This window comes from Nonomuraea gerenzanensis (genome assembly GCF_020215645.1).
Classification (GTDB): Bacteria; Actinomycetota; Actinomycetes; order Streptosporangiales; family Streptosporangiaceae; genus Nonomuraea; species Nonomuraea gerenzanensis.
Window position 1 is genome coordinate 5,767,493 of the sequence record NZ_CP084058.1, and the last position, 21,661, is coordinate 5,789,153.

The 21,661-nt window shown below is 71.5% G+C and carries 18 protein-coding genes and 1 pseudogene; 10 read left to right on the forward strand and 9 right to left on the reverse strand.

The window, feature by feature from the left end; all coding sequences use genetic code 11:
• Positions 1-351 precede the first annotated feature (351 nt).
• Positions 352-942: a TetR/AcrR family transcriptional regulator gene (locus LCN96_RS26995; RefSeq protein ID WP_225275686.1), complete on the reverse strand. Its 591-nt coding sequence runs from the start codon at positions 940-942 to the stop codon at positions 352-354.
• A gap of 78 nt (positions 943-1,020) precedes the next feature.
• Between LCN96_RS26995 and LCN96_RS27000 the strand changes: the two genes are divergently transcribed.
• Positions 1,021-2,028 (forward strand): hypothetical protein, encoded by a 1,008-nt coding sequence (locus tag LCN96_RS27000; protein WP_225275687.1) that lies wholly within the window; start codon positions 1,021-1,023, stop codon positions 2,026-2,028.
• Between the two features lie 456 nt (positions 2,029-2,484).
• On the opposite strand, the gene LCN96_RS27005 is transcribed toward LCN96_RS27000, so the two are convergent.
• The 3 genes and pseudogenes from LCN96_RS27005 to LCN96_RS27010 all read right to left on the reverse strand — a co-directional run bounded on the left by LCN96_RS27005 (position 2,485) and on the right by LCN96_RS27010 (position 5,102).
• Positions 2,485-3,255 (reverse strand): class I SAM-dependent methyltransferase, encoded by a 771-nt coding sequence (locus tag LCN96_RS27005; RefSeq protein WP_225276067.1) that lies wholly within the window; start codon positions 3,253-3,255, stop codon positions 2,485-2,487.
• Between the two features lie 444 nt (positions 3,256-3,699).
• Positions 3,700-3,971: pseudogene (locus tag LCN96_RS57660) on the reverse strand (IS256 family transposase); the annotation flags it as partial.
• Between the two features lie 357 nt (positions 3,972-4,328).
• Positions 4,329-5,102: a class I SAM-dependent methyltransferase gene (locus tag LCN96_RS27010; RefSeq protein ID WP_225275688.1), complete on the reverse strand. Its 774-nt coding sequence runs from the start codon at positions 5,100-5,102 to the stop codon at positions 4,329-4,331.
• Between the two features lie 659 nt (positions 5,103-5,761).
• Between LCN96_RS27010 and LCN96_RS27015 the strand changes: the two genes are divergently transcribed.
• The 4 genes from LCN96_RS27015 to LCN96_RS27030 all read left to right on the forward strand — a co-directional run bounded on the left by LCN96_RS27015 (position 5,762) and on the right by LCN96_RS27030 (position 9,999).
• Complete coding sequence (locus LCN96_RS27015) at positions 5,762-5,968, forward strand: ferredoxin (protein WP_225275689.1); 207 nt, start codon at positions 5,762-5,764, stop codon at positions 5,966-5,968.
• The gene (locus tag LCN96_RS27020; protein ID WP_225275690.1) at positions 5,965-7,236 is read left to right on the forward strand and encodes a cytochrome P450; all 1,272 of its coding nucleotides are present in this window, start codon (positions 5,965-5,967) and stop codon (positions 7,234-7,236) included. Before LCN96_RS27015 ends, LCN96_RS27020 begins: the two co-directional genes overlap by 4 nt.
• A 255-nt stretch (positions 7,237-7,491) precedes the next feature.
• Positions 7,492-8,913 (forward strand): aldehyde dehydrogenase family protein, encoded by a 1,422-nt coding sequence (locus LCN96_RS27025; protein WP_225275691.1) that lies wholly within the window; start codon positions 7,492-7,494, stop codon positions 8,911-8,913.
• Positions 8,914-8,931: 18 nt separating this feature from the next.
• The gene (locus tag LCN96_RS27030; protein ID WP_225275692.1) at positions 8,932-9,999 is read left to right on the forward strand and encodes a Zn-dependent alcohol dehydrogenase; all 1,068 of its coding nucleotides are present in this window, start codon (positions 8,932-8,934) and stop codon (positions 9,997-9,999) included.
• Here LCN96_RS27030 and LCN96_RS27035 read toward each other — a convergent pair.
• Both LCN96_RS27035 and LCN96_RS27040 read right to left on the reverse strand, forming a co-directional pair.
• Positions 9,989-11,005, reverse strand: coding sequence for a serine hydrolase domain-containing protein (locus tag LCN96_RS27035; RefSeq protein ID WP_225275693.1), 1,017 nt, complete (start codon positions 11,003-11,005; stop codon positions 9,989-9,991). The genes LCN96_RS27030 and LCN96_RS27035 overlap by 11 nt on opposite strands.
• Positions 11,006-11,036: 31 nt before the next feature.
• Positions 11,037-11,684, reverse strand: coding sequence for a TetR/AcrR family transcriptional regulator (locus LCN96_RS27040; RefSeq protein ID WP_225276068.1), 648 nt, complete (start codon positions 11,682-11,684; stop codon positions 11,037-11,039).
• Positions 11,685-11,868: 184 nt separating this feature from the next.
• Between LCN96_RS27040 and LCN96_RS27045 the strand changes: the two genes are divergently transcribed.
• The 4 genes from LCN96_RS27045 (at position 11,869) to LCN96_RS27060 (ending at position 17,245) form a co-directional block, all read left to right on the forward strand.
• Positions 11,869-13,083: an oxygenase MpaB family protein gene (locus LCN96_RS27045; protein WP_225275694.1), complete on the forward strand. Its 1,215-nt coding sequence runs from the start codon at positions 11,869-11,871 to the stop codon at positions 13,081-13,083.
• A 124-nt stretch (positions 13,084-13,207) separates the two neighbouring features.
• On the forward strand, positions 13,208-14,431 hold the full coding sequence (locus LCN96_RS27050) for an oxygenase MpaB family protein (protein ID WP_225275695.1): 1,224 nt from the start codon (positions 13,208-13,210) through the stop codon (positions 14,429-14,431).
• Positions 14,428-16,752, forward strand: a complete 2,325-nt coding sequence (locus tag LCN96_RS27055; protein ID WP_225275696.1) for a molybdopterin cofactor-binding domain-containing protein — start codon at positions 14,428-14,430, stop codon at positions 16,750-16,752. Before LCN96_RS27050 ends, LCN96_RS27055 begins: the two co-directional genes overlap by 4 nt.
• 16 nt (positions 16,753-16,768) lie before the next feature.
• Positions 16,769-17,245, forward strand: a complete 477-nt coding sequence (locus LCN96_RS27060; protein ID WP_225275697.1) for a (2Fe-2S)-binding protein — start codon at positions 16,769-16,771, stop codon at positions 17,243-17,245.
• A 96-nt stretch (positions 17,246-17,341) separates the two neighbouring features.
• Here LCN96_RS27060 and LCN96_RS27065 read toward each other — a convergent pair whose 3' ends face one another.
• The 3 genes from LCN96_RS27065 to LCN96_RS27075 all read right to left on the reverse strand — a co-directional run bounded on the left by LCN96_RS27065 (position 17,342) and on the right by LCN96_RS27075 (position 20,307).
• Entirely contained in the window at positions 17,342-18,484 is a 1,143-nt protein-coding gene (locus LCN96_RS27065; protein ID WP_225275698.1) for an acyl-CoA dehydrogenase family protein, read from the reverse strand.
• Entirely contained in the window at positions 18,481-19,290 is an 810-nt protein-coding gene (locus LCN96_RS27070; RefSeq protein WP_225275699.1) for an AMP-binding protein, read from the reverse strand. Before LCN96_RS27070 ends, LCN96_RS27065 begins: the two co-directional genes overlap by 4 nt.
• Before the next feature lie 144 nt (positions 19,291-19,434).
• Entirely contained in the window at positions 19,435-20,307 is an 873-nt protein-coding gene (locus tag LCN96_RS27075; RefSeq protein ID WP_225275700.1) for an AMP-binding protein, read from the reverse strand.
• Between the two features lie 164 nt (positions 20,308-20,471).
• On the opposite strand from LCN96_RS27075, the gene LCN96_RS27080 reads away from it, so the two are divergent.
• Positions 20,472-21,656 carry a TetR/AcrR family transcriptional regulator gene (locus tag LCN96_RS27080; protein ID WP_225275701.1) on the forward strand — a complete coding sequence of 395 codons (1,185 nt, stop codon included), beginning with the start codon at positions 20,472-20,474 and terminating at the stop codon, positions 21,654-21,656.
• The last annotated feature ends 5 nt before the right edge of the window (positions 21,657-21,661 follow it).

Sequence of the window (21,661 nt, forward strand, 5' to 3'; positions counted from 1 at the left end):
GAAGGGGGCTGGCAGGGAGGGCCGGCCGGCACCTGATGGCGGTTGCGAGCGCCGACGCTGCGCCCCTGCGGGCCGAACGGTCCGTTGCGTTCACGCCGGTAGCGTGGGGCATCGCCGGCACTGATTCGGCTACGGTTCGGACACCAGCCGACAGATGGACGCGATGTCGGGGGCGGGTCACGCAGGGCAGCGGATGCCAGGCGACGCGCCAGACCGGATCAGGCGCGGCCAGGCACGGGGGGCATAGCCCGCGGTATCTGGGGTTGGGGACGCCGCCCCGTCCGGGCGACCCTTAGGACGGGGTCGGCCCGATACCTCCACGGCGCCACCGCACAACGGGCCGCGACAGCGTCAGCCCTGGGCTCGGGCGTCGATGCTGCCCACGGTGAGGTCGGTCAGCGCCGCGATGGCCTCGGCGACGGTGACCCGCCCCCGGTTCAGCTCCGCGGCGATCGCCTCGGCCGCGCCCAGCGCGCCGACGCAGCGCAGCCGGAGGGCTTCCTGCGTGAGCCCGGAGTACGGCCGCAGGGCGGTGGCCATCAGGTCTGTGTAGCCGTCGAGCAGCTCGCGCTCGATCGCCTCCATCTCCTGGCTTCCCTTGAGCGCGGCGGAGATGGCGGTCCACTCCGGCATGTCGGTGGCGCAGGCGAAGTAGGCGGCGCTCAGGACGCGGGCGATCTCGCGGGGGACGGCCGGGGCGTCTCGCAGGGCCTCCTCCGAGGCGGCCCGGTGCCGCTCGTCGAGCCGCCGGTAGAGCGCGATCAGCAGGCCGGGGCGGGTGCCGAAGTGGTCGTAGACGATCGGCCTGCTCACTCCGGCGGCCTGGGCCAGGCTGAGCAGCGTGAGGCCGTCGGTGCCGTGGGCGCGCACGATCGCCATGGCGGTGTCGAGCAGTTGCTCCCGCCTGGCCGGTTTGGACAGGCGAGTCGATCCCGTGGTCATCGTCCTCCCTTGCGTTGCCTCCCAGTCTAAGCTACAAAATGTAAGTTACAGAATGTAGGTTAGTGAGAGGACATCACCGTGGAGCACTCCGTACTGATCATGGGCGGATCCGGCCAGGCAGGCGCGGGCACCGCAGCCCTGCTGCGCCGGTGGTACCCGGAGCTGCCGCTGACGATCGCGGGCCGCGACCTCGGCCGCGCCCGGCGGGTCGCCGACGAACTCGGCGGCGCGACAGCCGTGACCATCGATCTGCGGCGAGGCGACCTCGGCCTCCAGGAGACCGACGGCTACTCGGCGGTCGTGGCAACGGTGTGGGACAGCCACCTCAACGGACTGCGCTACGCACAAGACCGCGGCCTGCCCTACGTCAGCATCTCCAGCGGCCTGGTCGACATCGGCCCCGAGGTCGCCGCCGCCGGCCTGCGAGCCGGCGCGGCGCCGATCCTGCTGGCCAGCCACTGGTACGCGGGACTCGTCGTCCTCGCGGTGCTCGGCCTCGCCAGAAAGTTCGACCGGCTCGACACCATCGAGGTCAGCGGCGTCCTGGACGAACAGGACAGCGGCGGGCCCGCGGCCACGGCCGACCTGGCACGCCTGCTGGCCGCCACCTCGGCGGGGCACGTCCGCCGCGACGGCGTCTTCGCCTGGGTCAGCGGCCCCGCCGCGCAGGTGGAGCTCACCAGCGTCGACGGCGTCGTGCTGCCCGGCCAGATCGTCCCCCTGCTCGACGTGCCGAGCCTGGCTGTCGCGACGGGCGCGCCCAACGTCCGCTTCGCGTTCGCCGTCGGTGCATCGGCGGGCAGGCGGCGCGGCGGCCCCGCGTCCATGGAGGTCAAGATCGACCTTGCAGGCGTGGATCGCACCGGCGCGCCACTCAGGATGAGCCGCTACCTCCTCCACCCGGAGGGGCAGCGCCCCCTGACGGCGCTCGGCGTCGCCCTCGGCGTCGAGCGCCTGCTCGGCCTGCGCGGCGACCCCGTGCCGCCCGGTCTCCACACCCCCGAGGCGTTGATCGACCCCGGCTACGCGGCCGAGCGGTTGGCGGAGATCGGCGCCACCCTCACCGGCGCGCACGGCGATCACTGACTCCGCCGATCGAGAAGCGCGCACCCGTGAGACGACCTGGTTCACGATGGCTCTGTCAGGCACGGGCCGCCCCGCCGAGCTCACCCGGGCAGCCCGGCACCGAGGACGGCGACCGCGGCCCGACCTCCCCGGCCGAGCTCGCGGGTACGGACGGCACCTGACGCGCGCACCTCCAGCCTGAACGCCTCGGCCGTCGTCCACGGCGGACATCCGTTCCGCAGGGCCGCTTCCCGGGCCGAACCTCTCGCCGTACATCGCTAGCCCATTGACGCCCCCGATGCCCCGCTGCCTGGTCCGCTGACATCTCCCGCGCCGTTCCGACATCTGCAAGCGCCTGCGACACTGACTGTCTGGAGCCGAAGATCAACTGCTGCCTGAAGTAGGACTGAGCGCTTCAGCTGGTGGGAATCGCCCGCTGAACGCTCAGCCACCACAACCGATCGTGGCGAGGTGCTGTCAGCTGGCTTCGAGAACGAAGAACAAGAAGCACAAGAACCTCGTGCGGGTGGGCTCGAACTCGCGGAGCTCCTCAGGGAACACGTCGCGGGCTTCGGGCACGAACGGCGGTTCGCTGATGACGCTGATGCGAAAGCCCGCCGCGGCAAAGGCCTCGGTCATCGCGTGCAGCGGCCGATTCCAGAACTTCATCTGGACGGTCTGCCCACCCATGACCCATTCTTCGGTCCGGCTGCGCGTCTCGAAGTACTTGGGCCTTTTCCCGGCCATGTGCTGAAAGAGGACGACGCTGAAAGGATGGTCGATCGAGATGAGGAGTCTGCCACCAGGCCTCAGCACGCGTCGAAGCTCGGCCAGTGTCGGTCCCCAGTCTTCGAGGTAGTGCAGCACCAGCGACGCGATGACGTCATCGAACGCCTCGTCGGGAAAAGGCAGCGGGCCGGCTAGGTCGGCGACCTGCAGATCCGCGTCGGCGCCCAACCTCTGCCGGGCCTGCTCCAGCATCCCTGCGCTCGCGTCGATGCCGGTGATGATGGCGCCTCGATCGCGCAGCTCGGCAAAGAGGGGGCCCGAGCCGCAGCCGGCGTCGAGGATGCGCCTTCCGGCCACATTCCCGGCAAGCTCCAGCATCGCGGGCCGCTCATAGTACGCGTTGAGGAGACTGGTTTCGTTCTCGGCCGCGTAACCTTCAGCCATCCTGTCGTAGTCGTTGAGTGGGGAGGGGTTCGCAGTCTCGACGTGATCTTCGGGCATGGTAGACATGTGGGCCATTTTGGCCCAGTAGTCCTCGGTGGCGCTCGCCTTGGCGACATTGACGGTAGTCGGCCGAAGATCGTTCTTCTTGACCCGCGCAGGGATCAAGCGGTCTATTGGATCTTGAGGCCGCGCGGTGGTGGCGTGCGGAGCTGAAGATCAACTGTTCGGCCCGTACGCGCTTCAGGGCTGCCCGGACGGGTGCGGTGGTTCGCCGAGGTCGAATGCCTTCGCCGGCCAGGAGCAGCGCGGCCTCGGGCAGGTCGAGGTCTTCGGCGGTTTCGGCTGGGTGCAGGTGGTGCGGCGCGCCGGGTTCCGCAGGGTGAGTGGTTGGAGCAGCGCTGGCCCAGTGAACGGACGTCACCCACCGCGTGTACACCGAGCCCCTACGCCTCCGTAGGGTCGCGTCCTCGGAGTCGGAGCGGTGTAGATGGCTCGACGAGGTAGGTGCCGTGGATGGTCTTAGGCGGCCTCGGTGACGGGTGCCAAGGTCGGGTCGCCGGTCGGGTGGAGCTGGGTGGGCGGGGCGAGCAGCGCCCGGCGGAGGTCGTGCAGGATGCGCAGGCCCGTGCTGGTCCATGGTGAAGCCGCGCCAGCCGCGGGTGGCCCGGTCGAGTACGGCCCACACGAGTGAGACGCAGCTGTCTCGCCGGGGAAGCGGCCGATGACCTTGGCGCGTCGGCGGGTCTCGCCGAGGTGCGCTCGATGAAGGTGAAGTGCCGCACGCGCTTGTGAACGGCAGCCCTGCCACCTTGTGGCCGGCGAACTCCGCCACGACGTGGGCCGGAATGCCCGGGTAGGGCCACTCCGTCTCCGGGCTCCAGCCTTCGCGCATCGGCAGCGGCAACATCACGTCCCGCAACAGCATCGCCACGTCCACCGATGTCTCCGAGACCAGCGGCAGCCGGAACGCGACCGCCGAATGCGGGTAAAGGTCCAGCGCCAGCGTCAAACAGGCCGTGACCGGGTCGCCAAACATCGTCTCCCGCACCTTGACCGACCACAATCGATCGTTTGACCCGCACCGATGAGCGGGCGCAAGCGTCTTGCGAGCAACAGCGCGGCCCGACCGGGGACTGAGAGCCCGGTGTCTATACCTTGCTCGCGACCACCATATAGTTCTCGGCCTCGAGATCGAACGTGCTCACTTCCGTCCGGAGTCCGACCCGGTGCAGCTCGACTTCGAGTTCCTCGTACCGGTAGGGCCAGCAGGACAGCAGCTCCGAGCGGACAAGAACCAGCCCAGTCGCATCAATGTGCGCGATCGCAATCTCGATGTGGTGCTCCTCCTCCCAATGCGGCGCGATCTCCCAGCGGTAGACCACGACGGCATCGCGACCGTTCCGGCGGACGAGCCGGTCACTGATGTCCAGCCGGGAACCTCTGGCCCTCACGAGTTCCCAAGTGCGGGATGTGAGCACCAAGCGCCCGCCAGGGCGCAGAAGCCGTGCCATCGACTCCAGAGCAGCACCCCTGCCTGTCGCGCCCGCGGCATGGTGAAGCGAGTTGCCAACGCAGAACACCATGTCGAACGTGTCGTCCTCGAAATGGTCGGGCAACTCTTCCCAGGTCGCCTGCATGGCCCGGACGGATGCCCCGAACTCCTCAGACAACTCTGCAGTCCGACGAACCATCGCTTCGCTGGCGTCAGTCGCAACAACCTTCATGCCACGACCGGCGAGGCCAACCGCCAACTGTCCGGTTCCGCACGAACAGTCGAGGACGTGAGCGTTCGACGGCAGAAGACTGAGGACGTCATCGAACGACGCGGCGAACTGGGCTGGAGGCAACTTCGCATCCGAGATGAGCCATTCATACACCTCGGCAAGCACGTCATAATCCGTCACAACCACTACCTCCGTCACGCTACAGACTCACGGCGGGACGTCAGTCCATCATCGGTACAAGCCGGGCACCACTGGTTTTCGCAAGGACAACCCGTCCGCTAGCGTGCCGCGGATAGCGCGAGCTGATCCGCGTCATTCGCCATGGTGTCGGCGAGAGGAGCCGGCCGCCAGGCCTCGCGGGCCGCTCGTCGTACGCGAGGCTCGTCTCGTTCTCGGCCGCGTACCCCTCGGCCATCATGTCGTAGGCGTTGAGTGCGGAGGGGTTTGCGGTCTCAACGTGACCTTCGGGCATGGTGGGCATGCGGGCCATTTGGTCCAGCAGTCTCGGCGGCACAGACATACGGCAGATCTGGATCAAGCATGCAGACGGCCTAACATCCCTCTCGCCGGCGAAGACAGCAGATCGAGCCGGAGTGAAGCAGCCTCTCCCACCCATCGCCCCCAAGGGCCAACTAGCGCCTCCAACGTCACGACTTCGATGGCGCGCTTCCATGTCCACTTCCAGGTGCTGTGACGGACTGTCGTCTTCAAGGCCGCCAGACAGGAGGCCGCGCGTCATCCTGAGCCCTTGACGAGACAAATGAACGCTTTTTTAATTCCCTCAAGGGACGGATCCACCCCGAAGCGCGCTTCCTCACCCCCACCGGAAGACCCCCAGCACAGACGGGACCCAGTCAATGAAGGTATGGATCGACTCCGAGCGCTGCCAAGGGCACGGCCGCTGTTACGACCTGGCCCCTGACCTGTTCGGCGAGGACGACGAAGGTTACGGCACGGTGCTGGGCGGCGGTGAGGTGGCCGCGGGGCAGGAGCCGGAGGCGCGGCTGGCGGTGGCCAACTGCCCCGAGCGGGCCGTCGAGGCCGTGAACGGAGCCGCCCGATGAGCGTGGACGACCGCTTCGGCGCCGAGCTCGACGAGGCGCGCAAGAACCGCCCGGTGCTGACGGCCGCCGAGATCGTCACCGACCCGGTCTCCGACTGGGCCAGCGACTTCTCCCACGTCGATCCGGTGTGGGCCGCCGACCCGTACCCCATCCAGGACGACCTGCGACAGCGTTGCCCGATCGCGCACACCGAGCGGTTCGGCGGGGCGTGGCTGCCGACGCGGTACGAGGACGTGGCGGCCATCGCCTACGACACCGAGCGGTTCTCCTCGCGGGCGATCGTCGTGAGCAACGTGCGGCCGCCGATCGAACTGGCGCCGATGGGCAGCGTGCCGCCGATCTCGTCGGACCCGCCGTTCCACCACGACGCGCGCAAGCTGCTGCTGCCCGCGTTCACCAAGAGCGCGGTGCGCAAGCAGGAGGAGGCGACGCGGGCGTACTGCCATGAGCTGATCGACGCGTTCGAGGGCCGGGAGCTGGTGGACGGCGCGCACGAGTACGCCCAGCACATCCCGGTACGGGTGATCGCCAACCTGCTCGGCCTGCCGCCGGAGGACGGGCCGCTGTTCCGGCAGTTCATCGAGACCTCGCTGGAGAGCGTGAACAAGACGCCGGAGGAGCGCTACGAAGGGTTCGCGGCGCTGACGGACTACCTGCTCGGGCAGATCCGCGAGCACATCGACCAGCCCCGTGACGACCTGATCACGTATCTGCTCGACGCCGAGCTGGGCGGGCACAAGCTCGATCCGCACCACGTGCTCGGCACGATCATCCTGCTGCTCATCGCGGGCATCGACACGACCTGGAGCGCGATCGGCGCGTCGTTGTGGCACCTGGCCAGGACGCCGGCGGACCGGGAGCGGCTGGTGGCCGAGCCCGGGCTGCTGCCGACGGCGATGGAGGAGCTGCTGCGGGCGTACGCGCCGGTCACGATGGCGCGGCTGGTCAGGCAGGACATGCGCTGGAACGGCGTGGACATGAAGGCCGAGGACTGGGTGCTGCTGTCCTTCCCGGCGGCCAACCGGGATCCGGCGCAGTTCGAGCGGGCCGACGAGGTGGTCATCGACCGGGAGGTCAACCGGCACGCCGCCTTCGGGCTCGGGATCCATCGGTGCGTGGGCTCGCATCTGGCGCGGATGGAGCTGCGGGTGGCGCTGGAGGTGTGGCTGGAGCGGGTGCCGGTGTTCGAGCTGGCGGATCCGGCGGGGGTGACGTGGGCGGCCAGCCAGGTGCGCGGCCCGCGCGCGTTGCCGCTGCGCATCGGCTGACGGGCGGCCTCGCGCGCTGCCGCTGCGGATCGCCTGACGGAGGCGCGGACGGCGCGGGGGCGGCCCGGGGCGGCGCGACCCCCGGGAGCGGCGTGCGGTGACGGCGTGCGGTGACGGCGTGCGGTGACGGCGCGCGGTGACGGCGCGCGGTGACGGCGCGCGGTGGCGGCGGCAGGGGTGCGAACTGGACGCCGCCACGCCCCGGCTTCTAGAATTAAAATCTAGAATAATGCTCCTCCAAGCCGAGGGTGGGTCATGCCGCATCGGATCTATGTCGATGGTGAATGGGTGCCGGCGAGCGGCGGCACCGCGATACAGGTGGTGAACCCCGCCACCGAGGACCCCTTCGACGAGGTGCCGCGCAGCGGCCCCAAGGACGTCGCGCGGGCCGTAGAGGCGGCAGCCGCCGCGCTGCCCGCCTGGTCGGCCAGGCCCGCCGCCGAGCGCGCCGGGCTCTGCGCCGCGGTGGCGGCCGCCCTCGGCGAGCGGGCCGACGAGCTGACCGAGACGATCGTGAACGAGCTGGGCATGCCCATCAAGCTGACCAGGGCCATCCAGGTCGGCTCGCCGATCCGGACGTTCCTGTCGATGCCCGAGGTCGCGGCGGCCATCGCGTTCGAGGAGCCGATGGGCGGCTCGGTGGTGTACCGGGACCCGATCGGCGTCGTCGGCGCGATCACCCCGTGGAACTACCCGCTGCACCAGATCGCGGCCAAGGTCGCCCCGGCGCTGACCGCGGGCTGCACGGTGGTGCTCAAGCCCAGCGAGGTGACGCCGCTGGACGCGTTCGTGCTGGCCGAGGTGATGCACGAGGTCGGGATCCCGGCAGGGGTGTTCAACGTGGTCTCGGGCACCGGGCCGGAGGCGGGGGAGGCGCTGGCGGCGCACCCGCTGGTGGACATGGTCTCGTTCACCGGGTCCACTCGCGCCGGGCGGCGGGTCGCCGAGCTGGCCGCCGCCGGGGTCAAGCGCACCGCCCTGGAGCTGGGCGGCAAGTCCGCGAACGTGCTGCTCGACGACCTCGATGACGCGGCCTTCGAGGACGCCGTGCGCAAGGGCGTGGCGGCCTGCTATCTCAACTCCGGCCAGACCTGCTCGGCGCTGACCAGGCTGCTGGTGCCGCGCGAGCGCCTGGCCGACGCAGAACGCATCGCCGCCGACGAGGCGGTCACGTACAGGCCGGGCGACCCCCGCGACCCGGCCACCCGGCTCGGCCCGCTGGTCTCGGCCGTGCAGCGGGACCGCGTACGCGAGCACCTGCGCGCGGCGGCCGAGGACGGCGCGACGATCCTCACCGGCGGCCCCGACGCGCCCGACGGGCTGGAGCGCGGCTACTACGTGCGGCCCACCGTGATCACCGGGGTCACGCCCGAGTCGCGGATCGCCCAGGAGGAGATCTTCGGCCCCGTCCTGGTCATCCTTCCCTACGACGGGGAGGAGGAGGCGGTCCGCATCGCCAACGGCACCGCGTACGGGCTGGCGGCCGGCGTACGCGCCGCGGACCCCGGCCGCGCCCGCCGGGTCGCCAGACGGCTGCGCGCCGGGCAGATCCGGATCAACGACGGCGCCCACAACGGCCTGGCGCCCTTCGGCGGCTACAAGCAGTCGGGGTACGGTCGCGAGTACGGCCGGTTCGGGCTGGAGGAGTTCCTGACCACCACGTCCGTCCAGCTCTGAGCCCGGGGGAGAGCACACATGCGAGGCGTCATCCTGCGTGAGACGGGCAAGCCCGTCGAGGTCACCGACCAGCTGAGCCTGCGCAGCCCGGGGCCGGGAGAGGTGCGGGTGCGGCTGCGCGCCGCCGGCGTCTGCCACTCCGACCTGTCGATGTGCGAGGGCCGCCTGCCCGCCCGGCTGCCGCTGGTGCCCGGGCACGAGGGCGCGGGGGAGGTGGTCGAGCTCGGCCCCGGCGTGAGCGGCCCGCCGGTCGGGACGCACGTGATCCTGTCCTGGATCCCGCCCTGCGGCGGCTGCGACTTCTGTCTCGGCGGCCAGCCGAACCTGTGCGTCAGCGTCCGCCCGCCGTCCGACACCGTGACGTTCGAGGGCGAGCCCGCGCACGCCGGCCTGGGCGTCGGCTGCTTCGCCGAGGAGACGGTGGTCGACGCGCGGGCCGCCATCCCGATCCCGGACGACGTGCCGTTCGAGGTCGCCGCCGTGGTCGGCTGCGCGGTGCTGACGGGCGTCGGCGCCGTGATCAACACCGCGCGGGTACGTCCCGGCTCGTCGGTCCTGGTCATCGGCTGCGGCGGCGTCGGGATCAACGTGATCCAGGGTGCCGTCCTGGCCGCGGCGGCCACCGTGCTGGCTGTGGACCGGGTGCCCGAGAAGCTGGCGACGGCCAGGGCGTTCGGCGCCACCCACGTGACCACGCCCGACGAGCTGAGCGAGGTGGGCAAGGAGCTGACCGGCGGGCGCGGGTTCGACTACGCCTTCGAGGTCGTCGGCCGCTCGGCCACGATCAGGCAGGCGTGGCAGGCCACCAGGCGCGGCGGCACCACCGTCGTGGTCGGCGCGGGCAGCCGCGACGACGTGGTGCCGTTCAACGCGGCCGAGCTGTTCGCCACCGAGCGGCGGCTGGTCGGCTGCCTGTACGGCTCCGGCGACGTGCGCACCGACTTCGGCCGGCTGCTGCGCCTGTGGCGGGCCGGGCGGCTCGACCTGGAGGGGCTGATCAGCCGGCGCATCGGCCTGGACGGCGTGGGCGAGGCCTTCACGGCGATGGGCTCGGGCGACGTGATCCGTTCCCTGATCACGTTCTGAGAGCGCCTCTGCGGGGCGGCCCGACCAGCAGCGCGAACCCGTGCCGGTCCACGGGGACGGCCGTGGCGGACAGGACGGCCACGCCGGTCCGCCCGGCACGGTCGAGCCCGAGCCAGGAGCGGAACCCGCCGGAGCCGCCGTTGTGCCAGGTGACCTCCCGGCCCGCCATGTTCATGGTGATCCAGGCCGCGCCGATGCGCATGCCCCGGCCGAACGGGGCCACCGGGTCGAGCGCGGCCACCCCGGGGGCGGAGCCGTCCAGCAGCGAGCTGATCAGGCGGGCCAGGTCGCGGACGGAGGCGCGGATGCCGCCGGCCGGCCCGACCGCCTCGCCCGTCCACGGCTCGCGGGGCCGGCCGCGCTTGCTGCGGCCGGGCAGCGCCGTGGCGCGGAGCTGCCGCGGGTCGGCGGGCACGTAGAGGCCGGGGAGCCCGAGCGGCCCGGCGATCCGGTCGGCCACGAGGCCGGCGTAGGTGGTGCCCGCCGCGGCGGCCAGCGCGTGGCCGAGCAGCTCGAACCCGAGGTTGGAGTAGCGCGGCACGGGCTTGCCCACCTTGACTTCGCGCGCCTGGGCGAGCAGCTCGGTCAGGCTCTCCCCGTACGGGTTCGTCCCGTGCCGCCACAGGGCGATGGTGCGCCGCAGGGGCTGGGCCGAGGCGGGCAGTCGGGGCAGCCCGGAGGTGTGCGTGCTCAGGGACTCCAGGCTCACCCGGGCGGCGGGGGAGCCGCCGAGCGGGAGCAGGTCGCCGAGGGTGGTGCCGGGCTCGATCTCCTGCCGCTCCAAGGCGTCGGCGTAGAGCAGCCCGGTGATGCCCTTGGAGATCGAGGCCATCTCGAAGTCGGCGTCCGGGCCGCCGGCGCCGTAACCGGCCACCGTCACCGCCGACGGGGAGACGACGGCGGCCGCGGCGACGGGGTGGCCGGGGCCGAGGAGCGTGGCCAGTTTCGTGGCGAGTCGCTCATCCCCGTACGACTCGGGCGCCCCGCCCGGGGTCCGTTCGTTCACAGCGTCAATGTTAGTTGACGAATGCGCGCGGTCAGCCGGTCGCCTGCAGCATGGGCACCAGGAACCGCCTGGCCACCGCGGCCAGCTGCGCGTCGTCGTCGAGGTCCACGACCTGGCTGGGGATGGCCAGGAAGGAGGCGGAGACGCGCACCATCAGCTCGGCCACGAGATCGGTGTCGAGCTCGGCGGGCACATGACCGGCCCGCTGCTCGCGCCGGAGCTGCCCCGCGACGAACTGCCGCACGGTGGCCAGCGTCTGGCCGCCGTCGCTGACCATGGACGGCACGAGCAGGTCGGGCTCGGCGGCGATCAGGCCGCCGATCAGCGGGTTGGACCTGATCGCGCGCAGCGAGCTGACGAACCCCAGGACCACCCGGTCGGCGGCGGTGCCCGCCTGCTCGATCTCGACCAGGAACTGATCGAAGTAGCGCCGGAACTCCCGCCGCACCACGTGCTCGACCAGCACGTCCTTGGTGGCGAAGCGCCGGTAGACGGTGATCCGGGAGACTCTCGCCCGGCGGGCCACGTCCTCCATGGTCGAGCGCCGGATCCCCATGCGGCAGAACTGCTCGTACGCCGCGTCGAGAATGCGCGTGCGGGCCTCGTCGGGGTCGCCGACGCGCTCGACGGCGTCGAGGTAGGCGCGCTCCAGCAGCGATTCCGAATCCGACGGTGTCATGAGCGCGGACAGCGCAGACTCCACGATCACCTCCTGTGCCTCTTCATTCTGCCCCCATCGCCTCACGGCCGCTGATGTGTCTTGTGATGGCCGTCACGTTGTGCTCTTATGATACGCAGAAGCACCCAGTGTTTCACCGTATCAAGCACGTGTTCTCGGGCCTCGACAAGGAGGAGGCGCAAGCATGGGCGAACTCAGCAGGCGCAACATGTTGAAGGCGGGTGGAGCGCTGGGCGCCGTAGGTGCGCTGAGCATCGCGACCCCCGCACACGCGTGGACATGGTCACCCGCCGGCTCGGTGGCCGGCACCGGGGCCGGGCTCGACCCGCGCTGGGTCTGGGACGAGCAGGCCGACCCCCTGGTGGCCTCGCTGCTCGACCGGGGCGACGTGCCCAGGGTCAACGAGCTGTTACGTACCTGGACCAAGAACGGCCAGCCGCTGCCCGACGGGCTCCCGGCGGACCTGCGCGACTTCATGGAGCAGGCCAGGCGGCTGCCGTCCTGGGCCGAGCAGGGCAAGCTGGACCTCGCGGTCGAGTTCAACAAGAAGCGCGGGCTCTACCTCGGCGTCCTGTACGGGCTGGCCAGCGGCATGATGAGCACGGTCATCCCCAAGGAGGCGCTGGCGGTCTACTACTCCCAGGGCGGCGCGGACATGAAGGACCGCATCTCCAAGACCGCCAAGCTCGGCTACGACATCGGCTCGGTCAACGCCTACCGCCCCGACGGCGAGATGATCGTCACCTGCGTCAAGACGCGGCTGGTGCACGCCGCGGTGCGGCACCTGCTGCCGCAGTCGCCGCACTGGCCGGGCCGGGCGGAGGAGGACATCCCGATCAGCCAGCGGGACATGATGGTGACCTGGCACAGCCTGCCCACCACCGTCATGCAGAAGCTGGTCGCCTGGAAGGTGCCCATCCCCAGCGCCGAGTCGGCGGCGTTCCTGCACTCCTGGCAGGTGGGCGCGCACCTGCTCGGCATCAAGGACGAGTACATCCCCGCGTCCTGGGTCGAGGCCGACAGCCAGGCCGCGCAGGTGCTGACCCCGATCCTGGCCCCGACGCCCGAGGGCGTCAAGCTGGCCGACATCCTGCTCAACCTCGGCTCCTCGGTCGACGCCGGCATCCTCAGCAAGCCGATCCTCGGCGCGTTCACCCGGTTCATGCTCGGCGACCGGATCGCCGGCTGGCTGAAGATCCCGAGGGAGCCGGTCTGGGACCCGCTGCTGCGGCTGTCCTGGGGGCCGTTCATCGCGGTCCGCGAAGGGCTGCTGCCCTTCCCGCTGGCGCCGGAGGCGTACTGGCTGTTCGACGAGTTCCTGCGCAAGGCGGCGCTGCTCTTCCTGTCGGAGGCCAGGCCGATCAGCATCGAGATCCCGGAGACCAACCGTCCGTCCTGACCGGTCCGCCGGCAGGAGTCCCGGCCCGCCGCGCGGGCCGGGACGCGGCCGGACCGCGACCCGGCCCGCATCGCTAGCTCGCCGATCACCGGCGTTGTCAACAGGTCAGGAAGGAGTTCCGGTCATGACGGAGCTGAGCAGGCGCAAGATGCTGATCTCCGGTGGCGCTCTCGGGGCGCTGGGGGCCTTGGGCATGGCGACCCCGGCGCACGCGCGCCCCCTGCTGGAGTGGACGTGGGCACCGAGCGGTTCCATCGCCGGAGCGGGGGCCGGCGCCGACCCGCGGTGGGTGTGGGACGAGGAGGCCGACCCGCTCCTCGCCTCGCTGCTCGACCGCGGCGCCATCCCCGAGGTCAACCGGCTGCTGTGGGACTGGACCAGGAACGACCAGCCGTTACCTGAGGGGTTGCCGTCGGACCTGCGGGACTTCATGGAGCACGCCCGGCAGCTCCCGTCATGGGCCGACCGGGGCAAGCTGGAGGTCGCGGCCGAGTTCAACAAGGCCAGGGGCGTCTATCTCAACCTGTGCAACGGCGTGGGCGGCGGCATGCTGGCCACCGCCATCCCCCACGAGGCCCGCGCGGTCTACTACTCCAAGGGTGGCGCGGACATGGAGGACCGCGTCGCCAAGACGAGCATCTTCGGCTTCGCCGTCGGAGCGCTGAACGCCTACCGGCCCGGCGGCTCCTGCGTCGTGGAGTGCGTCAAGACCCGGCTGGTGCACGCCGCGGTACGGCACCTGCTGCAGCAGTCGCCGCACTGGGGCGGCGACATCCCCATCAGCCAGGAGGACATGCTGGTCACCTGGCACACGCTGCCGACCTTCGCGATGCGCAAGATGCTCGAGTGGCGCGTCCCGATCAGGCCCGCCGAGTCCGAGGCGTACCTGCACGTCTGGCAGGTGACCGCGCACCTGCTCGGGATCAGGGACGAGTACATCCCCGCCACCTGGGACGCGGCCAACGCCCAGTCGGATCAGGTGCTGCCCGGGAACATGGGCCCGACCCCCGAGGGCGTGGCGCTGACCGACATCCTGCTGAGCCAGCTCGCCGAGCAGACCAGCCCGGCCGGCATCAGCAGGCCCCTGTGCAACGCCCTGGCCAGGTACCTGGTCGGCGACCAGGTGGCCGACTGGGACGGCATCCGCCGCGAGCCGGTGTGGGACCCGCTGATCAGGGCCGTATGGCCGAAGCTGGTGCGCTTCCGCGAAGGGCTGATCCCGCTGCCGCTGGTGCCCGAGACCGCCTGGGTCATCGACGAGGCCGTCCGGCGGTACATCCTGTTCTTCCTCACCAAGGGCCAGGAGACCAAGATCGAGATCCCGACGATCAACCGTCCCGAGTCATGACAGGACAGCACGACGGCGTGCCGGGCGAGCCGATCGGGCGGCGGCGCTTCCTCGGGTACGTGGTGGCGGCGCCGACCCTGGTGGCCGCGGCCGAACTGACGCCACCGTCCCCGCCGGGTGAGGCCGGTGAGGCCGCTCTCCCCTCGCCGGAGCTCACGGAGCTCACGGAGCTCACGGAGCTCATCGACCTCAACGACGTGATGACCGCGGCGGCGCTGCCCACCTCCGGCCTCATCTCGGTCGAGATCGGCAGGGACGGCACGGTGTCGTTCGCGCTGCCGAGGGCCGAGGTGGGGCAGGGCATCACCACCTCCTCGGCCATGCTCATCGCCGAGGAGCTGGCCGTCCCGCTCGACCGGGTGCGCGTCACGCTCGCCGACGCCCGTCCCGAGCTGCTGTTCAACCAGCTCACCGGCGCCTCGAACACCACCATCTCCACCTACGTCCCGATCCGGGTGGCGGCCGCCGTCGCCCGGCTCCGGCTGCTGGAGGCCGCGGCGGCCGAGCTCGGCGCGCCGATCGGCGACCTGAGCCTGGACGCCGGCGTGATCAGCGACCGGTCCGGCAGGAGCGTCGGCATCGGCGCGCTCGCCGAGCGGGCGGCGAGCAGCCGCACCCGGCAGGTGGCCGTGACGCTCGCGCCGCGCGCCGGCTTCACCGTCATCGGCAGGCCGCACAACCGCGTGGACGCGCTGGCCGCGGTGACGGGGCGCAAGCGGTTCACCATGGACCTCGACGTCCCCGGCGCCCTGCCGACGATGGTGTGCCGCCCACCGGCCATCAACGGCAAGGTCGGCTCGGTGGCCAACCTCGCCGAGGTCCGCGCCATGCCGGGTGTCACCGACGCCGTGGTGATCTCCACCGGCGTGGCGGTGCGCGCCGAGACGTTCGGCCAGTGCATCGACGCCGTACGCGCGCTGAAGGTCACCTGGAAACCCGGCACCGCGGCGGGCAAGTCCGACGAGAGCGTGCTGCGCGCCCTGCAGGCCGCCGAGCTGCCCCTGGGGCTCCGGCCGCCGACGCCGGTCGTGGAGGGCGCGTTCACCTTCTACTTCCGCGGCAACAGCGCGCTGGAGCCGAACTGCGCGATCGCCGACGTACGGGCCGACCGCGCCGAGATCTGGTCGGCGCTGAAGTCGCCCATCGTCGCCCAGCAGAGCATCGCCGCCAAGCTCGGCCTGCCGGTGGGCGAGGTCACCGTGCACGTCACCGAGGGCGGCGGCTCCTTCGGCCGCAAGCTCTTCTTCGACGCCGCGCTGGAGGCCGCCGAGGTGTCGAAGAAGCTCGGCAAGCCGGTCAAGCTCATGTGGCACCGCGCCGACGACGCCCGCCAGGGCCGCGCCCACCCGATGGCCACCTCACGGGTGCGCGTGTCCTACCTCGGCGGCACCGTGCTCAGCTACAGGCAGCGCCACACCAGCGTCTCCACCGACCTCGGCCACGGCCTCGGCGAGATCTTCACCGCCCTGGCGGCCCGGCTCCCGGTGGGCGACATCGGCTTCTCCCAGACGTTCTTCCACCTCAGCCAGACGATGTCGTACGACTTCGGCGCCGGCAGCCAGTTGCTCGCCGAGACGGACAAGAGCTTCAACACCGGCAGCATGCGCAACGTCTACTCGCCCGACGTCACCTGCGCCCGCGAGCTGATCGTGGACCGGCTCGCCGCGCGGATGGGCAAGGACCCCTACCGGTTCCGGCACGACTTCCTGCGCGACGACCGCTCCCGGGCGGTGCTGGCCGAGGTGGCCGAGGCCGGCGCGTGGGGCCGGGCGATGGCGCCGGGCACCGCGCAGGGCATCGCCTTCCACGCCGAGTACAAGTCGGTGAGCGCCGCGCTGGTGGAGATCGACTGCCGGCCCGAGACCGTCAACCGCCCCATCCGCGACGGCGTGACCGGGCCGCGCGTCACCAAGGTCGTCTTCGCCGTGGACGTCGGCCTGCCCGTCAACCCGCGCGGCCTGGAGGCGCAGATGATGGGCGGCGTCTCCGACGGCATCGCGCTGGCCCTGACCTCCAGCCTGCACCTGCGCGACGGCTACTTCCTGGAGGCGAGCTGGGACGACTACTTCTACACCCGGCAGTGGAACACCCCGCTCGACCTGCGGATCATCGTCATGCCGGCCACCTCCGACGAGCCGGGCGGCGCGGGCGAGCTGGGCGTGGCCGCCTCGATGGCCGCGGTCGCCTGCGCGTACGGCCGCGCGACCGGCACGATGCCCACCAGCTTCCCGATCAACCACGGCACGCTCTCCTTCACCCCCAAACCCACCGTCCCGCCCGTCCCACCGTCCCCGACCGACGGCCTCGACCACGCCCGCTGAACCGAGGAGACCACCCGTGCCCGAACACACCTTCCGCGTCAACGGCGAGCAGGTCACCGTGAACGTCGCCGACGACGTGCGCCTGCTGTGGGTGCTGCGCGACCTGCTGCGCATCACCGGGCCGAAGTACGGCTGTGGCATCAACGTGTGCAAGGCGTGCACCAGCTACCTCAACGGCAAGGCGGTCAACCCGTGCGCGATCCCCGTCAAGGACCTCCAGCCGGACGACGAGGTGACCACCATCGAAGGGCTGCCCGCCACGGTCGGCGCTGACCTGCACCCGATGCAGCAGGCCTGGCTGGACCATGACGTCGCCCAGTGCGGCTACTGCCAGCCCGGCCAGATCATGGCGGCCGTGGCGCTGGTCGAACGCGTCGCCGCCGAGGGCCGTACCATCACCGACGCCGATCTCGACGGCATCCGCAACATCTGCCGCTGCGGCACCTACTTCCGCATCAGGGAGGCCATCCGGGCCGGCGCGCGGAACATGTGAGGCGGAACGTGTGAAAGGGCGTGCCCCCGGTCGTGGGGGCGTGCCTTCGTCGTGGGGTGCGTCCTCGTCGCGGGAGGCGCGCCCTCGTCGTCGTCCTCAGAGTCCGTACGTCTTGCCGATGATGTCGCGCTGGATCTCGCTGGTGCCGCCGTAGACGGTGGAGACCACCGTGGACCGCAGCAGGCGCTCCATGCCGTACTCGGTGGCGTAGCCGTAGCCGCCCATCATCTGCATGCCGTCCAGCGCCATCGCCTTGGCGACCTCCGTGGCCTTCAGCTTGGCCATCGACGCCTCGCGCGGCAACATCCGCGCCGGGTCGGCGTCGATCCGCCGCGCCACGTCGTGCACCAGCAGGCGGGCGCACTCCAGCTCGGTGGCGTGGTCGGCGAGCCGGTGCCGCAGCGCCTGGAAGCTGCCGACCGGGCGGCCGAACTGGCGGCGCTCGCGCACGTACGACACCGTGTCGTCGAACGCCCTGCGCGCGGTGCCCAGCATCAGGCCGGCCAGGATCATCCGCTCCAGGTTCAGGCCCGCCATGAGCTGCCGCCACGCCTGGTCCACCTGGCCGACCACGGCGCTGTCCGGCAGGAAGCAGCCGGTGAAGTAGAGGTCGTTGACCTCCCTGCCGCCCATCGTCTCGATGCCGCGCACGTCGAGCCCCGCCACGCCGGCCGGCACGGAGAACATGGTGAGCCCGTGGTGCCGGTCGTCCGTCACGGACGTGCGCGCGACGAGCAGGATGTGCTCCGCGAGGTGCGCGTTGGAGCACCAGGTCTTCTGGCCGTTGACCACCCAGCCGCCGTCCCGCCGCTCGGCCTTGCACGTCAGCGCGGCGACGTCGGAGCCGGCACCGGGCTCCGACATCGACACCGCCAGCACCTCGCCGCGCAGGAAGCCGCCCAGCACCCGGCGCTTCTGCTCCTCGGTGCCGAACTTCTCGTAGGAGGCGGCGGTGATCGCGGACGTGGCGAACCCGCCGATCGGGACCTGCCAGTAGGCGGTCGTCTCCAGGAACAGCAGCAGGTCCACCATGCCCTGGCCGGCGCCGCCGTACTGCTCGGGCACGGCCACGCCCAGCCAGCCGAGCTCGGCCATCTTGCCGTACAGCTCCGCGTTGTGCGGCTCGGCGCCGCCGACGGTCAGCTTCAGCCACTGCTCGCGAGTGCCCGCCTCACGCCGGCAGAAGTCCTCGATCGCGGCCACGAAGTCGCGCCGCTCATCGGTCAAGGTCAAGGTCACGACCCTTTCGCATAGAGTTCCTCGATCACCTCGGCGTAGCGCCGCTCGATCACCCGCCGCCGCAGCTTCAGCGAGGGGGTCAGCTCCCCGCTCGCCGGGCTCCACGCGTGGTCCAGCACCCGGTACGCCTTCACCTGCTCCGGCCGCGACAGCGCCGCGTTGGCCCGCTCGACACCGGCGGCCACCTCCGCCAGCACGCGCGGCTCCGCCGCCAGCTCCTTCAGCTCCACGGCGGTCAGTCCCTGCGCGGCGGCCCAGGCGGGCGCGGCCTCCTCGTCCAGCATGAGCAGCGCCGTCAGGTACGGCCGGCGGTCGCCCACCACGACCGCGTAGCCGATGAGCGGGTGCGCCCGCAGCAGCGATTCCACCGCGCTCGGCGCGATGTTCTTGCCGCTCGACGTGATGATCATCTCCTTCTTGCGGTCGATGATCCGCAGCAGCCCGTCCTCGTCGAGGCTGCCGATGTCACCGGTCGCCAGCCAGCCGTCCGCGTCCACCGCCGGCTGGATCCGCCCGCCGGGCTGGAGGTAGCCCAGGAACACCAGCGGCCCGCGCACCAGGACCTCGCCGTCGTCGGCCGGCCTGACCTCCATCCCCGGCATGGGCAGGCCGACCGTGCCGGCCCGGTAGTGGTCGGTGAAGGTGCTGGTGGCCGCGCCCGTGGTCTCGCTGAGCCCCCACACCTCCATGATCGTCATCCCGAGGCCGCCGAAGAACTCCAGCACCTCGGCCGGGATGGGCGCGGCCCCGCTGCCGAGCCGGACCGCCTCGGCCAGCCCGATCCGCTCCCGCAGTGGCCGCAGCACCAGCCGGTCGGCCTTCTCCAGCGCCTCGGCGAGGTCGTCGGGCAGGGCGGCGCCGGTGGCGCGGATCCGGTACGCCTCGCCGGCCAGCTCGCGCGCCTGGGTGACCGCGGCGGCCTGGGCGCCCTCCAGGGCGGACAGCGCGTGCTACAGCCCCGCCGCGAACTTCTCCCACACGCGCGGCACGCCGAAGAACGCCTGCGGCCGGACCTCGGTGAGCGTGGCGAGCAGCCGCGTGGAGTCCGGGCAGACCGTCACGTGGCCGGCGGTGTAGAGAGGCAGGTAGATGCCGAGGACGCGCTCGGCGATGTGGGCGAGCGGCAGGTAGGCGACCGTGCGGGGATGCGGGGGAGCCGGCTGGACCAGCTCCTGGAGCGCGCACTGGTAGAGCACGTTGCGATGGGACAGCACCACGCCCTTCGGGTCGCCCGTGGTGCCCGAGGTGTAGATCATCGTCACCGGGTCGTCCTGACCGGCCGCTCCGTCGCCCGCCGTCACCTCGTCGCCCGCTGCCGCTCCTTCGCCTGCCGCCTCGCCTGGGCTCGCGGTCAGCAGGTCGGCGAAGCTCGTGTGAGCGCCTTCTGCCTCCTCCACCACGACCACGCCTTTCAGCGCGGTCAGCGCGGTCAGCGCGAGCTCCCAGCGCGCCAGCTCGGCCGGGCCCTCCAGCACCACCACGCTCGCCCCGCTGTGCACGGCGACCTGCCGGACCTGCTCGGACGTCAGCGTCGCGTACGTCGTGCACGGGATCGCGCCCAGCTCGACCGCGGCCAGATCGACGATCCAGTGCTCTGGCCTGCTCGACATGCCGATGAGCAGCCGCTCGCCGCGCCGCAGCCCCAGCGCCCGCAGCCCGCTCGCCGCCGCCAGCACCTGGTCGTGCAGCTCGCGCCAGGTCCAGGTACGCCCGTCGGCGCCGGTCAGCGCAGGCCGGTCACCGTGCTCGGCGGCGTTGCGCCGCAGCAGCTCCGGCACCGTGTGCGCCCCTACTGCCGCGCGCACGTCCTCCTCTGTCACCATCGACCGCTCCCTTCGCTGGGCCTTGGGCGCACCCATCATCACCCGAACATCGTTCTGGTATCAATATGCCCGAATCACCGTTTACTTATCTACGAGTTCGCCCAGCTAACAGCTTCGTTTCAGTAAAACGGATAACGATTCATGGATCACGCTACACTCACCCCATGCCGACCACCCAGCGCCGGCGGCCGAAGGACCGCAAGGAGACGATCGCGCTCGTCGCGGCGGAGCTGTTCTGCGCCCGCGGCTACCACAACGTCGGCATCGAGGACATCGCCCAGGAGATCGGCGTCACCGGCGCGGCGCTCTACCGCCACTTCCCGAACAAGCAGGCGCTCCTCGCCGCGGCCGTCGAGGAGCTGGGCACCCGCTTCGCGCAGTGCGTGCGCTCGGGCGCGTACGAGCCCACCCCGCCCGAGCGGCTGCACGCCGCCCTGCGGGCGCTGGTCCGCTACACCATGGACCGCCGCGCCGTGGCCCGCCTCTACCAGTGGGACAGCCGCTATCTCGACGCGGACCAGCGGGCGGTGCTCACCGCGCCGTTCGACGCCGCCGTACGCACGCTGCGCGAGCTGCTGCTGGACGTACGCCCGGGGCTGAGCAAGCAGGACGCCGCGCTGGTGATCTCCGCGACGCTCAGCGTGATCGCCAGCCCCGCCACCCACCGTGCGAGCCTGTCCAGGGCCAAGGCCGAACGCACGATCCTCGACTGCGTCGCCGTCCTCACCGCCGTGGACCTGCCCGCGCCGCCGCCACAGGCGTCCTCCTGGCACGAGCGGCCCGATCGGTTCGCGCTGCTGCCGCGCCGTGAGCGGCTGCTGGCCGAGGCGATCCGGCTGTTCCACGAACGCGGTTACCACCAGGTGAGCATCTCCGACATCGGCCAGGCCGCCGGGATCAACGCCTCCAGCGTCTACTCCCACTACGCCGGCAAGGCCGAGCTGCTGGCCGCCGCCTACCACCGCGCCGCCGGCCGCCTGGAGCACACGGCGGTGGCGGCCCTCGCCGACGCCGCCACGCCCGCGCAGGCCCTGGGGCGGCTGATCGACGCCTACGTCGAGATCACCTTCGACCAGGCCGATCTGGCGGCCGTCTACGTCTCCGAGAGCGAGAACCTGCCCCCGGCCGACCTGCGCCACCTGCGAGCCGCGCAGCGGCGGCACGTCGACACCTGGACCGGGCTGATCGCCCAGGTCCGGCCGGGGGAGGGGGCGGCCGAGCTGCGCTTCATGACGCACGCGGCGCTGAACATCGTGACCGACCTCGCCCGCGCCGCCGGCCCCTCGGTGACCAGGGCCCGGACCGCCGCCCTGCTCCGGCCGATGCTCGGCCTCCCGGCGCGCCCCTGACCAGC

What these genes read in the sequence shown, in the direction of transcription:
- LCN96_RS26995 (WP_225275686.1), bottom strand. Translation starts at nt 942, where the DNA reads ATGACCACGGGATCGACTCGCCTGTCCAAACCGGCCAGGCGGGAGCAA.
- LCN96_RS27005 (WP_225276067.1), bottom strand. Translation starts at nt 3,255, where the DNA reads ATGGCCCACATGTCTACCATGCCCGAAGATCACGTCGAGACTGCGAAC.
- LCN96_RS27015 (WP_225275689.1), top strand. Translation starts at nt 5,762, where the DNA reads ATGAAGGTATGGATCGACTCCGAGCGCTGCCAAGGGCACGGCCGCTGT.
- LCN96_RS27020 (WP_225275690.1), top strand. Translation starts at nt 5,965, where the DNA reads ATGAGCGTGGACGACCGCTTCGGCGCCGAGCTCGACGAGGCGCGCAAG.
- LCN96_RS27025 (WP_225275691.1), top strand. Translation starts at nt 7,492, where the DNA reads ATGCCGCATCGGATCTATGTCGATGGTGAATGGGTGCCGGCGAGCGGC.
- LCN96_RS27030 (WP_225275692.1), top strand. Translation starts at nt 8,932, where the DNA reads ATGCGAGGCGTCATCCTGCGTGAGACGGGCAAGCCCGTCGAGGTCACC.
- LCN96_RS27040 (WP_225276068.1), bottom strand. Translation starts at nt 11,684, where the DNA reads ATGACACCGTCGGATTCGGAATCGCTGCTGGAGCGCGCCTACCTCGAC.
- LCN96_RS27045 (WP_225275694.1), top strand. Translation starts at nt 11,869, where the DNA reads ATGGGCGAACTCAGCAGGCGCAACATGTTGAAGGCGGGTGGAGCGCTG.
- LCN96_RS27050 (WP_225275695.1), top strand. Translation starts at nt 13,208, where the DNA reads ATGACGGAGCTGAGCAGGCGCAAGATGCTGATCTCCGGTGGCGCTCTC.
- LCN96_RS27055 (WP_225275696.1), top strand. Translation starts at nt 14,428, where the DNA reads ATGACAGGACAGCACGACGGCGTGCCGGGCGAGCCGATCGGGCGGCGG.
- LCN96_RS27075 (WP_225275700.1), bottom strand. Translation starts at nt 20,307, where the DNA reads ATGGTGACAGAGGAGGACGTGCGCGCGGCAGTAGGGGCGCACACGGTG.
- LCN96_RS27080 (WP_225275701.1), top strand. Translation starts at nt 20,472, where the DNA reads ATGCCGACCACCCAGCGCCGGCGGCCGAAGGACCGCAAGGAGACGATC.